The 12,949-nt window shown below is 71.5% G+C and carries 12 protein-coding genes and 1 pseudogene; 6 read left to right on the top strand and 7 right to left on the bottom strand.

All coding sequences use genetic code 11. The features are described 5' to 3' along the window. The first annotated feature begins 136 nt into the window (after positions 1 to 136). From AB0J21_RS14630 to AB0J21_RS14605, 6 genes are all read left to right on the top strand, one after another. Entirely contained in the window at positions 137 to 802 is a 666-nt protein-coding gene (locus AB0J21_RS14630) for an amino acid ABC transporter permease (RefSeq protein WP_363146287.1), read from the top strand. Further along, on the top strand, positions 799 to 1,686 hold the full coding sequence (locus AB0J21_RS14625) for an amino acid ABC transporter permease (RefSeq protein WP_363146286.1): 888 nt from the start codon (positions 799 to 801) through the stop codon (positions 1,684 to 1,686). The genes AB0J21_RS14630 and AB0J21_RS14625 overlap by 4 nt, the downstream gene beginning before the upstream one ends. Before the next feature lie 436 nt (positions 1,687 to 2,122). Then, the gene (locus tag AB0J21_RS14620) at positions 2,123 to 4,063 is read left to right on the top strand and encodes an FAD-dependent monooxygenase (protein ID WP_363146285.1); all 1,941 of its coding nucleotides are present in this window, start codon (positions 2,123 to 2,125) and stop codon (positions 4,061 to 4,063) included. Between the two features lie 92 nt (positions 4,064 to 4,155). After that, complete coding sequence (locus tag AB0J21_RS14615; protein WP_363146284.1) at positions 4,156 to 4,542, top strand: putative leader peptide; 387 nt, start codon at positions 4,156 to 4,158, stop codon at positions 4,540 to 4,542. 95 nt (positions 4,543 to 4,637) lie between these two features. Beyond that, positions 4,638 to 5,219 carry a cysteine dioxygenase gene (locus AB0J21_RS14610; protein WP_363146283.1) on the top strand — a complete coding sequence of 194 codons (582 nt, stop codon included), beginning with the start codon at positions 4,638 to 4,640 and terminating at the stop codon, positions 5,217 to 5,219. Then, positions 5,216 to 5,659 carry a rhodanese-like domain-containing protein gene (locus AB0J21_RS14605; protein ID WP_363146282.1) on the top strand — a complete coding sequence of 148 codons (444 nt, stop codon included), beginning with the start codon at positions 5,216 to 5,218 and terminating at the stop codon, positions 5,657 to 5,659. Before AB0J21_RS14610 ends, AB0J21_RS14605 begins: the two co-directional genes overlap by 4 nt. 438 nt (positions 5,660 to 6,097) lie before the next feature. Here AB0J21_RS14605 and recX read toward each other — a convergent pair whose 3' ends face one another. The 7 genes and pseudogenes from recX to AB0J21_RS14570 all read right to left on the bottom strand — a co-directional run bounded on the left by recX (position 6,098) and on the right by AB0J21_RS14570 (position 12,873). Continuing rightward, on the bottom strand, positions 6,098 to 6,718 hold the full coding sequence (recX, locus tag AB0J21_RS14600) for a recombination regulator RecX (protein ID WP_363146281.1): 621 nt from the start codon (positions 6,716 to 6,718) through the stop codon (positions 6,098 to 6,100). Between the two features lie 3 nt (positions 6,719 to 6,721). Further along, a complete protein-coding gene (gene recA, locus AB0J21_RS14595) occupies positions 6,722 to 7,867 on the bottom strand; it encodes a recombinase RecA (protein ID WP_363146280.1) in 1,146 nt (381 codons plus the stop codon). 396 nt (positions 7,868 to 8,263) lie between these two features. Continuing rightward, positions 8,264 to 9,544 carry an AI-2E family transporter gene (locus AB0J21_RS14590; protein WP_363146718.1) on the bottom strand — a complete coding sequence of 427 codons (1,281 nt, stop codon included), beginning with the start codon at positions 9,542 to 9,544 and terminating at the stop codon, positions 8,264 to 8,266. 296 nt (positions 9,545 to 9,840) lie between these two features. Then, on the bottom strand, positions 9,841 to 10,035 hold the full coding sequence (locus AB0J21_RS14585) for a DUF3046 domain-containing protein (protein WP_363146279.1): 195 nt from the start codon (positions 10,033 to 10,035) through the stop codon (positions 9,841 to 9,843). A gap of 271 nt (positions 10,036 to 10,306) precedes the next feature. After that, positions 10,307 to 10,615: an AzlD domain-containing protein gene (locus AB0J21_RS14580; protein WP_363146278.1), complete on the bottom strand. Its 309-nt coding sequence runs from the start codon at positions 10,613 to 10,615 to the stop codon at positions 10,307 to 10,309. A gap of 293 nt (positions 10,616 to 10,908) precedes the next feature. Then, a pseudogene (locus AB0J21_RS14575) lies at positions 10,909 to 11,586 on the bottom strand (AzlC family ABC transporter permease); the annotation flags it as partial. A gap of 426 nt (positions 11,587 to 12,012) precedes the next feature. Further along, positions 12,013 to 12,873 carry an AraC family transcriptional regulator gene (locus tag AB0J21_RS14570; protein WP_363146277.1) on the bottom strand — a complete coding sequence of 287 codons (861 nt, stop codon included), beginning with the start codon at positions 12,871 to 12,873 and terminating at the stop codon, positions 12,013 to 12,015. Positions 12,874 to 12,949 lie beyond the last annotated feature (76 nt).

The raw sequence follows: 12,949 nt of genomic DNA, 5'->3' as shown, positions 1-12,949 counted from the left end.
CTCGCGGTGCCCTCGGGCAGGTTCGCGCCGCACTCCGCACAGGCGGGGCAACGGCACCAGAGGCAAGGCAGGGTCTGACCGGCACGCCGCCGAGGCGGCGTGCCGCACCCTCCCCAACGCGGAAGCACGGGAGATCGTGTTCGACTTTCTTGAAGGTTACGACCTGCTCGGGGCGTTCTGGGTGACGGTGAAACTCGCCGCACTCTCCGCCGTGGGCTCCCTGATATGGGGGACCGTGCTGGCCGGCATGCGCGTCGGCCCCGTGCCCCTGCTGCGCGGTTTCGGTACCGCGTACGTCAACGTGGTGCGCAACATCCCGCTCACTGTCATCATCATCTTCACCTCGCTGGGCCTTTACCAGACACTGGGTGTCACTCTGGGTTCGGACCAGATCGTGACGATCAACTTCCGTCTCTCGGTCCTCGGACTGACCCTGTACACGGCCTCGTTCGTGTGTGAGGCGGTCCGCTCCGGCATCAACACCGTGCCGATGGGGCAGGCGGAGGCGGCCCGCGCTCTGGGCCTGAACTTCGGCCAGGTACTCGTCCTCATCGTGCTGCCGCAGGCCTTCCGTTCCGTGATCGGCCCGCTGACGAACGTTCTCATCGCTCTCACCAAGAACACGACCGTCGCGGCGGCCATCGGGGTCGCCGAGGCGGCCGCGCTGATGAAGACGATGATCGAGAACGAGGCGGCGACCTTCCTGATCGGACTGGTCTTCGCGTTCGGCTTCGTCTGCCTGACGCTCCCCATGGGCCTCATCCTCGGCTGGGTCGGCAAAAAGGTGGCGGTGAAGCGATGACCTCGGTCCTGTACGACGCCGCGGGCCCCCGGGCCAAGCGGCGCAACATCCTCTATTCCTTCGCCTTCCTCGTGGTCGTCGTGGCGGCCGGTTGGTGGTTCGTCAACAAGCTGAACGAGAAGAACCAGCTCGACTGGATCAAGTGGAAGCCGTTCCTCACGGACTCCCAGTCCTGGACGACGTATCTTCTGCCGGGTCTGCAGAACACGCTGATCGCGGCGGCCATCTCCATGGTGATCGCGCTGCCGCTCGGCGCCGTGTTCGGCATCGCGAGGCTCTCGGACCACCGCTGGGTGCGCGTCCCGTCCGCGGTCGTCGTCGAGTTCTTCCGCTCGATCCCCGTGCTGATCCTGATGCTCATCGCGGACGAGCTGTACTCGAAGTCCACGGCGATCTCCACGGACGACCGGCCGCTGTACGCCGTGGTCACCGGGCTCGTGCTCTACAACGCCTCGGTGCTCGCCGAGGTGGTGCGGGCCGGCATCCTCTCGCTGCCCAAGGGACAGACCGAGGCCGCACACGCCATCGGTCTGCGCAAGGGGCAGACGATGCGGTCGATCCTGCTGCCGCAGTCCGTCACCGCGATGCTCCCGGCGATCGTGAGCCAGCTCGTGGTCATCGTGAAGGACACCGCGCTCGGTGGCGCTCTGCTGAGCTTCTCCGAGCTGCTCGCCGCCGTCCGCCCGCTCAGCGCGGCGTACGGAGCCAACACCATCGCGAGCTTCACTGTCGTCGCGCTCATGTTCATCGCGGTGAACTTCTCGCTGACGACCTTCGCCTCGTGGCTCGAACGCCGGCTGCGCCGGGGCAAGAAGTCGACCGGCGCGACCGTGAACCTCGAGGATGTGAACGCCGGTGGTGTAGCCGGCGCTCCCGCCTCCTAGGCGGGCGTCCTCCCGCTGTTGACGGCCCGACCGCGGCCCCGGGTGCCCCGTGCTTACCTCCGCACGGGGCACCCGGGGCCGCGGCGTACGGAAACGGGTCCGCGGTCTGGGAGGGGTGGGACCCCGGCGGGGGCTGAGTGTCTGCTCGCCACCGGGCCGGGAAGTGCGGCCTGACGGGGGCGTGCCCGGGAGCGTGTGCCGCGCGTGGGAGCGTCCCAGCGCACGGTCGGCGCGTTCCGTGCTTCCTTCTCCCCCCGGGTCTACGTCCCGTGCCGGTCCCGGAACCCGGCGCCGGACCAGGAACCGCACGTGAGACCCGGTGTCGCTTGACGCGGGCACCCGCAGTGGGTTGCATACGTTCTGTGATCACGCACCGGGTATGTTTCGCACGTTCTGCCGAGTCCGGCCGGTCCGTCGGCACGAAGGGGGCAGCGCCGTGGACCCGGTGATCGTCGTCGGCGCCGGCCCGGTGGGGCTCACTCTGGCACTGGCACTGGCCCGGCACGGGGTCCCCTGCCTGGTCCTGGACGAAGGGCCGGGACCCGAGGAACGACGTCTCGCCCGCACCGTCCTCCTGCGGTCCGACACTGCCGCGCTGGTGGAGCGCCTGACCGGCACGTCCCTGTCCTGCGCCACGTCGGGGCCCGAGAGCGGCCAGGAGTACGACCTGCGGACCGCCCCGGAGACCACCGCCACGCGCGACGAGAGCGGCCTCGCGCGGCGGGAAGCTCCCGGCGTCCGCCTGGTCGGCTGGCGCCACCTGCGACGCAAGCAGACCCAGCGTCACGCTCTGTTCGCGTCCACCGGACCCTTCGGCCCCGGCGGCTCCCGGGACGGGAGCGACGCACCGTACGGCGACGAGGCCGAGCCCGCGACGGCCCCGGAGCCGGCAGGGGCGCCGGAAGCCCCGTTGCACCTGCCGCAGCACGCGCTGGACGAGGCGCTGAGGCGCGCCCTGGCGGAGGAACGCCTCGTCAAGATCGTCCCGAACAGCCGGCTGGACGACCTGGAGCAGGACGACACCGGGATCAGGGCGCACACACAGGGACGTACGACGTGGTGGCGCGGCAGCTACCTGGTGGGCTGCGACGGCCCCCGGTCCACCGTGCGCAAGCTCCTCGACCTCCGCTTCCCCGGGCGTTCCGGCGTGGAGCGGCACGCCGTCGCCGCTCTGCGCACCGAACTGCCGTGGCCCGGGGAGGCCGTGCTGCACCGGGCCCCTCCGTGGCACGGTGCGGGCGCCGAGATCATCGCCCGCCCCCTGCCGCGGAACATCTGGCGGCTGGACTGGCTCGTGCCCTCACCGACCGAACTGGTCACCCCGGACGCCCTGGTGACCCGGGTGCGCGACACCCTGGCCGGCTGGTGCGACGGTGCCACGCCGCCCTACGAACTGCTCGACACAGGCGTGTACACGGTGCACCACAGGGTGGCCAGGCGCTGGCGCGCGGGGCGGGCCTTCCTCGCGGGCGACGCCGCCCACGTGATGGGCGCACTCGGCACCCAGGGGGTCGACGAGGGGCTGCGGGACGCCGACAACCTCGCCTGGAAACTCGCCCTCGCCTGGCACCACGGCGCTTCGGAGACGCTCCTCGACAGCTACCAGGCGGAACGCCGGGCGGCGGTCACGGGACGGCTGCGCGCCGCCGACCAGTCCCTGCCGATACTGCGCGGAGGCGGTGGCCTGCGCTCACTCGTTCCCGGCACCTCGCGCGGCCACGACGTCCTGCTGAGCGACGCCCATCTCGGGACGGGGCCTCTGGGCGCCGCACCGTCCTACCACCGGTCTCCCCTCTCCCCCCTGGCCGACGACTGCGTGCTCGATGTCGGCACCCCTCCGGGACAGCCGGTGGCGGACGGGCTGATCACCGCCGAGGACGGTACGTCCGTCCCCCTGTCGGAGCGCCTCGGACGTACCGCGTTCCTCGTCGTGCTCGTCGCCCCGGGCACCGGAGTGTGGGAGCGGCGGCACTGGATGACCGCAGGCCTGATGCCGCGTCTGGCAGCGGCGGTGAAGGCTCTGCCCTGCCCCGCGGAACTCCTCGTGGCCGAGAGCTACCCCGGAGCGCCCGCCCACACGGTCCTGCTGATCCGTCCCGACGGTCACCTCGTGACGGCTCTCGGCGGGGTGCGCCCCGCCGAGTTGTACGGTGCGGCGGACACGGCGCGCGGCGGCGACCCGGGAACACCTCCCCGCCCCCCGCGCCCCACCGTCCCCGGGACGACGGCGGCACCGGCCGCGGGTGCCGCCCGCACTCCGCAGCAGGCGTCCGCCACCCCGAGGCGGGCGCTGCCCCCCGCGGAACACGCCACGACCGGCGCCGCCCGGCGGTCCGTCCCACCCGGAGGAGCCACGGGCGGGGAAACCGACGCCTGAGGGCTGTCGCGAGCCAGACGGTCGGGCCGGAGGAAGCCGAAGCCGCGCGTCAGGAACCTGTAGGGGCCCGGAACCGGGAATGTGTACCGGGAATGTGTACGGGCCCGGGACACGGAGAGCCCGCTGAAGCAGCCGGTACGGCCTGCTGCGTCGACTTCCCCTCCCGAACGGGGCCGGTGCGGAGTCCGTCGAGGCCCGCGCCCACCTCCCCATTCGTCCGGCCGTCTGCCGCCGTCCGGCCGGCCGCGACGACGACGGCCGAGGGAGCCCGTGAGCGCGAGCACGCCCCAGCGGCGCCCTCCGGCGCTCGCCGAATGCCGCGCTCCCCCTCCCACCGTCCGTCGGCGGAGCCCCTGTTGACGCCTCCCTGCCCACATGGTGTACTCCGGATCATGACCGACACCGATGTGCGCCTGTGGCGACGGGTCCATATGGACCTGCTCCGCTACGCAGGCTGCGTGTGTCGCCGTTCTCGCTGACCTCTCTCCTCTCCGGCGCTCGTACGCCGGCTCTCCCCCGCGTCTGCGGGCCTGCCGTGGCTCCCGCGCGACTCAGCGATGCTCAGGACGGTTCCATGTCTGTCTCCCCGCCCTCCACTCCTGTCTCCCCGCCCGCCGCCGCGTCTGCCGACCTCCCGGGCTCCTCCTCCGCCAGCTCCCGGCGGCCTCCGACAGCCACCGAACTGCTCGACTTCGTCCGCACCAGTGCGGCGGACACCGCGCTGATCGCCTCGCTGCCCCGTGATCCCGAAGGGCGGACCTGGGTACGCCTGGAGGGGCCCGGCGGAAGCGAGGCGTGGCTCATCGGCTGGCCGCCCGGGGCCGGCACCGGCTGGCACGACCACGGTGGCTCGCAGGGCGCCTTCGCGACGGCCGAGGGCACGCTACGGGAGGACTCCCTGGCCGTCCGGCTGCCCACCGAGGGATGGCGGACCCTCGAACTGAACGCCGACGTCGACCGACGACGCGAACTGACCGACGGGCAGGGCAGGGCCTTCGGTCCCCACCACGTCCATCAGGTGATCAACGAGTCCGCCACGGAACACGCCGTGTCCGTCCACGCCTACTACCCGCCGCTCCCCCTCATGCGCCGCTACAGCCGCAGCGGCCCCGTGCTGCGGCTGGAGCAGGTCGAGCGCCCCGAGGACTGGCAGTGAGCACGGACTCCCCCGCCGCCCCGACCGGCATCGACGAACTGCTGGACCGCGTACGCGCCGGCCTCGACCGGCTCACTCCGCAACAGGCGTGTGCCGCCGCAGACGAGGGCGCTCTCCTCGTGGACATCCGGTACGCCGCGCTGCGGGACCGGGACGGGCTGATACCGGGCGCCCTCGTGGTCGAACGCAATGAACTGGAGTGGCGTCTCGACCCACGGGGCAGCCACCGGGCCCCCCAGGCCACCGGCCACGAACTGCGGGTCGTGGTCATCTGCAACGAGGGCTACGCGTCCAGCCTCGCGGCGGAGTCCCTGCACCGCCTGGGCCTGCGAAGGGCCACCGACCTCATAGGCGGCTTCCAGGCATGGCGAGCTGCGGGCCTCCCCGTCACCGGGACGGAGGCGCCCCATACGGACGACGTATCGACAGCCGCCCAGTGACGACGCCCCGCCGCCGACCGGTCGGCGCACGCAGCCGCTGTCGGTAGTGGCTGGAGGAGGGCGGCGAGCAGAGGAGAGGCAGCCGGAGGCGGCGGCGTGAGCGGGACGGACAAGACCGGGCCGACTGGCCGGGATCATCGCGCTGTGCTCAACAAGGCGACGGCGGGCCGGAGTACGGGCCGTCGACGGCTTCCGTCGTGCGGCCCCTTCGCTCTTCCCGCTTCTGTTCGCGGCTGCTGTCCACTTCTGGTCGTGGCGGCTTTCGGCTGCCGCTCCGCGAGCGGCTGACCGACTTTCACTCCATGGCCTGTCGCGCTGGTCCGCATCCACTTCTCGCGATTCCGTCGGCCGATTCCAGCGACTTCCGTCGCCGCTCTCGCGACATCTGTCGTCCCGTTCCCGCGTCCCGCGTTCGTCCCGGACGGTCTCCGGCTGGTGCTAGTCGAAGTTCTCCTCCAGATACTCCCCCTCCTCCTGCATCGCCTGCCTGACCACCTTGAGCGCCATGCCCTGGGAGTAGCCCTTGCGTGCGAGCATCCCGGCGAGGCGGCGCAGCCGTTTGTCCCGGTCGAGACCGCGGGTACTACGGAGCTTTCGGTCGACCAACTCCCGTGCGGTCGCCTCCTCCTGCTCCGTGTCCAGTTGCCCCATCGCCTCGTCGATGAGTTCGGCGTCGACTCCCTTGGTCCTGAGTTCCTGCACCAGAGCACGACGGGCCAGCCCCCTGCTGTGATGCCGTGACTCCACCCAGGCTTCGGCGAAGGCACCGTCGTTGATCAGTCCGACCTCCTCGAACCGGGACAGCACCTCTTCCGCGGCCTCGTCCGGGACCTCCCGCTTCCGTAGCGCGTCGGCAAGTTGCTTGCGGGTGCGCGGGGTTCCGGTGAGAAGACGGAGGCAGATCGCTCTGGCCCGCTCCACCGGGTCCTGCGGTTCGCTGTCCTTGTTCCGCCTTCGCCGGGGAGAGGGGTCCGGAACTCCTCCCCCCGGCATCTGCTCGGACGCCGGTCCGGCGGAAGCAGCGGGCGGTGTCTCGTGCCAGTCCGTTCGCCGCGTCACGGGCTAGCTCTTGGCCGCCGCGGCCTTGGCTCCCCGGGGCGCCTTGGCCGCCGCGGGGGCGGGAACCGTCTTCGTGGCCGCGCCGGTCTCCGCGGTCGCGGCCGCCACCTCGGCCACTGCCTCCGGTGCGGTCTCCGCGGCCGCCTCGGGCTTCACTCCGACGCCGAGCTTCTCCTTGATCTTCCGCTCGATCTCGTCGGCGAGGTCGGGGTTGTCCTTGAGGAAGTTGCGCGCGTTCTCCTTGCCCTGACCGAGCTGGTCGCCCTCGTACGTGTACCAGGCACCCGCCTTGCGCACGAATCCATGCTCGACGCCCATGTCGATCAGGCCGCCCTCACGGCTGATGCCGTGGCCGTAGAGGATGTCGAACTCGGCCTGCTTGAACGGCGGCGCGACCTTGTTCTTCACCACCTTGCAGCGGGTGCGGTTGCCCACCGCGTCCGTACCGTCCTTCAGGGTCTCGATACGACGGATGTCGATACGCACCGAGGCGTAGAACTTCAGCGCCCGGCCACCGGTCGTGGTCTCCGGGGAGCCGAACATGACGCCGATCTTCTCGCGGAGCTGGTTGATGAAGATGGCCGTCGTCTTGGACTGGTTGAGCGCGCTCGTGATCTTCCGCAGCGCCTGGCTCATCAGACGGGCCTGGAGACCCACGTGCGAGTCGCCCATCTCGCCCTCGATCTCCGCACGGGGCACGAGGGCGGCCACGGAGTCGATGACGATCAGGTCGAGCGCACCGGAGCGGATCAGCATGTCCACGATCTCCAGCGCCTGCTCGCCGTTGTCCGGCTGGGACAGGATGAGGTTGTCGATGTCGACGCCGAGCTTCTTGGCGTACTCGGGGTCGAGTGCGTGCTCCGCGTCGATGAACGCGACCGAACCGCCGGCCTTCTGCGCGTTGGCCACGGCGTGCAGGGTCAGGGTCGTCTTCCCGGAGGACTCCGGTCCGTAGACCTCCACCACACGGCCACGTGGCAGACCACCGACACCGAGCGCGATGTCGAGGGCGGTCGACCCGGTCGGGATGACCTCGATGGGTTCGTTCGGCCGCTCGCCCATGCGCATGACCGCGCCTTTGCCGAACTGCCGTTCAATCTGTGCGAGTGCGGCGTCCAGCGCCTTCTCGCGGTCGGTACCTGCTGCCATGGGTTCCACCCGGTTTGCTTGAGTCGATCGCTTCACGTCAAAGACGCTAACGCCTGCCACTGACAATGCGCCCCGACGCCCTCCCGACCTGTGGATAACTCCTCGTCCACCAGAAGAAACGCGCGCACCGGATACCCCATAAGAATAGATGTTCGATTTTCGTGTCAAGTGCGACACACCACACCCCACGAGCCACCGGGGCGGTGTCCCGTCTCAGCGCGTCTTGCTCATTGCGGCCCAAGCCTGCTCACGGGACTCGGCGCACGCCCGGAACCGGGAAGCCCTCCCCGTATGGGCAGCAGGACGGGTCGGGGGGGCGGGTGGCGACGACGTTCCACCGTGAGGCGACGCCGCGCCTGGGGCGACGCCCGGTTCCGCGGACGGAACCCGGTCGCCTCACTCGTCCCGCTGGTTCCCCCGCGTCTCCGCCCCGTCCCCACCGGATTCGTCATCGCCCTCGGTGGCGTCTCCCGCCGCGCCGTCCTGCGCGGCAGGAGGGCGCACCGCTTCCTGCACGGGTGTCGCGGTGGCCCCGGGGGCGTCGGCGGACGGGGCGGTACGGGGCTCGTTGGGGCCGTGCAGCGCGCCACGCATCCGGGCGAGCGCCGGCATGCCTTCGTGGGATCTGCGTCCCATGACGCGCGGATCGTCCGTGACGTCGTAGCGCTTCACGTAGGCGGAGAGGAACGCCTGCAGCGTGGCCACGGCCGGAATCGCGATCAGGGCTCCCACCGCACCCAGCAGCGCCGTCCCCGCGATGACCGAGCCGAAGGCGACGGCGGGGTGGATGTCGACGGTGCGCGCGGTCAGTTTCGGCTGCAGCAGGTAGTTCTCGAACTGCTGGTAGACGACCACGAAGATCAGCACCCACACCGCGTACCAGGGATCGACGGTGAAGGCGATCAGCATGGGCAGCGCCCCCGCCAGGTACGTCCCGATGGTGGGGATGAACTGCGACACCAGCCCTACCCACACGCCGAGAGCCGGAGCGTACGGCACCCCGAGGGCCTGGAGCAGGATGTAGTGCGCGACGCCCGAGATGAGCGCCATCAGCCCGCGCGAGTAGAGGTAGCCGCCCGTCTTGTCCACCGCGATCTCCCAGGCGCGCAGCACCTCGGCCTGCCTCGTCGGAGGCAGCACGGAGCACAGTGCCCGCCTCAGCCGGGGACCGTCCGCGGCGAAGTAGAACGAGAACAGCAGCAGCGTCAGCAACTGGAAGAGGCCGCCCAGGACCTGGGCCGAGATGTTCAGTACACCGGTCGCGCTGTTCTGCACGTACCGCTGGAGCCAGTCGGAATGCACCAGGCTGTCCTGGATCTCCAGCCGGGACAGGTCGGTGCGGAAGGTGCCGTTGACCCAGTTGATCACCGAGTCGAGGTACTTCGGGAAGTCCTCGACCATCGTCTGGATCTGCCCCGCGAGCATCGAGCCGAGCAAGGTGACGAACCCGGCCGCGACGACGATCACTCCCAGGAAGACCACTCCGGTCGCCGCGCCCCGGCGCATGCCGTGTGCGGACATCCAGCTCACCGCCGGCTCGATGGCGAGAGCGAGGAAGAAGGCGATCAGGACGTTGATCAGCAGACCGGTCAGCTGGTGAAAGGCCCACGTCGCCAGTTGGAAGGCGGCGATCAGCAGCAGGGCGGACACCATGGCGCGCGGCAACCAGCGGGGCATGCGGCTGTTCCGCCCGTCCCCGGCTCCGGGCCCGGCCGGTCGCGGGGTGTCCGCCCCCGGCGGAACGGCGTCTTGCGCGGTCTCGTCTGTCGCTGCCACAGAGACAGTCTCGCCCACGCCACGGACATCCGGGCACCCGCTCCACGGCTGCGGAAACCCTCCCCGCCCCGTGCCCTCGGACCCCTCGGTCGACAGGGCCCGGACGGGGCGCACGGGACACCTCGACCGCGGGGCGACGGGGCGAGTGGGGCGAAGCTGTCAGGTGTTGCCCCGTGACGCGTCAGACCCGTGACACATCAGCGCCGGGACGCCGGTACGTCCACGGCCTCGCAGACCGCCCGCCACACGTCCCTGGCCTCCCAGCCCGCGTCCAGCGCCTGCTCCACCGTCATGCCGTCCAGTTGGGACATCACGTGGTCGTGGGCGAAGGAGCCGGCATAACCGGGGCCGAAATGATCCGCCATCTTCTGCCAGAAGACTGTCAACCGCATGCCTCCAGTATCGCGCGCTCGTGTGAGCAGCGACGAGCGAAGGGGGGACGACGTGCTCAGGCCCCCGGACCGGGGCATAGGCCGAGGCTCCCACGCCCATGGGCTTTCGCGCCGTGGGCCTGCGCGCCCTCGGCAGAGGAGCGGCAACGGATACACAGAGGGAACGGCAACGGAGCGGTGGACGGGACCGAGGGGTGCACCCGCGCTGCGTGCACCGTCGGGTGCCCCGAGCCGCCCCCGCACACCGCCGCCGAGTGGCGGCGTCACATCCTCAGCCGGACACCGCCCGCAGTCCAGCGGTGACGACGACCGCTGCCGCGATCACCACCAGGAACGGGGCACGAAGAAGCAGCGCCACGGCGGCGGCGGCCACGCCCGCCCCCCTGGCGTCCACGACCAGGGTGGTCCCGTCGGCGAAGGTCTGCTGGGCGGTGAGCGCCGCGAGCAGGGCCACGGGCAACAGGGCAGCCAGACGGCGTACGGCGGGCCGTTCCAGCGCACCGGCGGGTACGAGCAGCCCGATCAGCTTGGCGGCGTAGCACCCGACAGCGGTGAGCCCGACCGCGATCCAGACGTTCATCGTCCCTCTCCGTCCCTCTGCGACGTCCCGGGGCGTCCGCGCGCCGCCGCTCGCTTTTCTGGCGTCCGCTGCTCTTCGTGCGTTCGCCGTTCTCTGTGTGTTCGGTGGTCTCTGTGCGTTCGGTGCTCTTCGCGTGCCGTCCGGCCGTCGCTGCCGTCGTCGGGGCGGTGCCCGCCCTTCTCGGGTTCCGCCTCGTCAACGGCGTCCGTGTCCTCGGCGCGGTCCGCGACGTCGGCGACCCGGACATCACTGCCCGGGCCGACCGGGGCGTCGCCCGGTTCACGACCGGGGGCACGACCTCGCGCCCACAGCACCACCGGTGCGGCGAGTGCCGCGACGAGCACCGGCACCCCGGCGGGCAGGACGGGCAGCAGCCCCAGTCCCAGGAGCACCGCCAGCCCCGCCACGGCGCGTTCCGTCGTGCCTTTCAGCATCGGGGCCAGCAGGGCCAGGAAGACCGCGGGGCCGGCGGCGTCCAGCCCCCAGGCGTTCGTGTCCCCGAGCGCCTCCGCCCCCAGTGCCCCGGCGAGCGTGGTCAGGTTCCACAGGAGGTAGAGCGTGGCCCCGGTGACGGTGAAGCCGATCCGTACACCGCGTCTCGTCGACTGTGCGAAGGACACCGCCGAGGTCTCGTCGATGACCCAGTGCGCCGCGAACGGGCGTATCCCGCGCGGCAGATCGAGCAGCTGCGACAGCCGCAGCCCGTAGAAGGCGTTGCGCACCCCCAGGAAGAACGCTCCGGCCGCGGCCGTGTACGGGTTCCCGCCACCCGCCAGCGCACCGACGAGCGCGAACTGCGAGGCCCCGGTGAACACCAGGAGGCTGAGCGCGCAGGTCTGTAGGATGCCCAGCCCCGAACCCGCCGAGGTGACTCCGAAAGCGAAGCCGGAAAGACCCACCGCCACGCCAACGCCCAGGGCGTCACGCACGACAGCGGCATCGGCGGCCCGCGTCGTGTCCGTCGCAGGCAGCCCCGCCGCTTCCGCCGTGTGTCGTTCCGCCCCGTCCAGTGGGGACGCCGGGCCCGAGCGACCGGTCAGGCCCGGCGTCCCCAGCCCCGTCGCCCCGTCCGGCGCGCCGGGCCCCGTTGCCCCGTCCGCCGCTGCCACCGCTTCCGGCCCACCTCGCTCCGGCGCTCCGTCTCCTTCAGATGCCCCGTCTCCTCCAAGGGCATCGGACGTCGCGCCGTGCGGCGGGTGCGCGGCGTGCGTGTCCGGCGGCCCCGTCCGAGTCGCCCCAGGGGACGGCGCGGCCCTGTGTGCCCCGGCTCCGGCTTCCGGCGCGGGCGGTGACTCTGTCCGCCCCGTCTGGTTTGTTGATCGTTCTCCCACGCTGGCGACGTTAGACGGAAGGGCGCCGCGCCGTCTTGTACGTTCTTGCGCTCGCGAGGGTGCTTGTCACCCGCCCCGTGTCCGCCCCGTCCGCGACCTCGGCGGGGTGCGCTCCCGTTGGTAGGCGCCGGGCGGAACGCCGACGATCCGGGTGAAGTGCCGGTTCAGGTGCGGCTGATCGGTGAAGCCGACGGACAATGCCGCGTCCGCCGGGGCGACACCGGAGTCCAGAAGCCTTCGGGCCTCGCGGACCCGGGCGTCCGTGAGCCAGGCGTGCGGCGGCATGCCGTACGCCTCGCGGAAGGCACGCAGCAGGGCGTAGGGGCCAGTCCGCAGTTCCCGGGCGAGTTGCTCCAGAGAGGGCGGTGCGACGAGTCGCCCCTGCAGGACGGTGCGGGCGCGTGCCGCGACGTCGCCGCCCGCGCTGCGCACCGTTCGCGGGGCGAGCGGCCCGCCGTTGCGTCGGAGCAGGCGGGTGACGGTGGCCCGCAGCAGCGTGTCCGCGGCGAGGGCGTTGCCCTCTTCCGTGGCGCGCAGGACGTGGTGGACGAGGCGGGTGGCGTAGACGTCGTCGAGTACCGGCGTCGCGAAGCCGGGCGTCCCTCGGACGGTGGTGGTCTCGCGCGCAATCTCCTCGACGAGGTCAGGCGCCGGGTAGACCGCCCCGTACCGCCAGCCCTCGGGCCCCAGCGCCCGCCCCGTGTGGGATGTGTCGGGATTCACGAGCGCCAGGGAGCCCGGTCCCGCGTACTGGTCCGCGCCACCGTGGCGGAAGACCTCCACGCCGTCCGTGACCGCGGCGATGACGTAGTGCTCGTGCGTGTGCCGGGCGAAGCTCTGACGTACGTAGTGGGCTCGGAGCAGGTCGACCCCCGGCAGTTCCGCGTACCGCCAGTGTCGTGCTCGCTCGCTCCGTGGTCCCTCCATGCCGCCATTGTGGGACATCGCCGGTTCCGCACGACGCTGCCCGCCACCTCGTCGCCCCCGCACCACTCGCCACTCG

The organism is Streptomyces sp. NPDC049954 (genome assembly GCF_040656295.1).
Classification (GTDB): domain Bacteria; phylum Actinomycetota; class Actinomycetes; order Streptomycetales; family Streptomycetaceae; genus Streptomyces.
The sequence above is the reverse complement of the archived record's forward strand: the minus strand, read 5'-3'. Positions and strand labels throughout refer to the sequence as shown.

What these genes read in the sequence shown, in the direction of transcription:
- AB0J21_RS14625 (WP_363146286.1), top strand. Translation starts at nt 799, where the DNA reads ATGACCTCGGTCCTGTACGACGCCGCGGGCCCCCGGGCCAAGCGGCGC.
- AB0J21_RS14615 (WP_363146284.1), top strand. Translation starts at nt 4,156, where the DNA reads ATGTGTACGGGCCCGGGACACGGAGAGCCCGCTGAAGCAGCCGGTACG.
- AB0J21_RS14610 (WP_363146283.1), top strand. Translation starts at nt 4,638, where the DNA reads ATGTCTGTCTCCCCGCCCTCCACTCCTGTCTCCCCGCCCGCCGCCGCG.
- recA (WP_363146280.1), bottom strand. Translation starts at nt 7,867, where the DNA reads ATGGCAGCAGGTACCGACCGCGAGAAGGCGCTGGACGCCGCACTCGCA.
- AB0J21_RS14590 (WP_363146718.1), bottom strand. Translation starts at nt 9,544, where the DNA reads ATGCCCCGCTGGTTGCCGCGCGCCATGGTGTCCGCCCTGCTGCTGATC.
- AB0J21_RS14585 (WP_363146279.1), bottom strand. Translation starts at nt 10,035, where the DNA reads ATGCGGTTGACAGTCTTCTGGCAGAAGATGGCGGATCATTTCGGCCCC.
- AB0J21_RS14580 (WP_363146278.1), bottom strand. Translation starts at nt 10,615, where the DNA reads ATGAACGTCTGGATCGCGGTCGGGCTCACCGCTGTCGGGTGCTACGCC.
- AB0J21_RS14570 (WP_363146277.1), bottom strand. Translation starts at nt 12,873, where the DNA reads ATGGAGGGACCACGGAGCGAGCGAGCACGACACTGGCGGTACGCGGAA.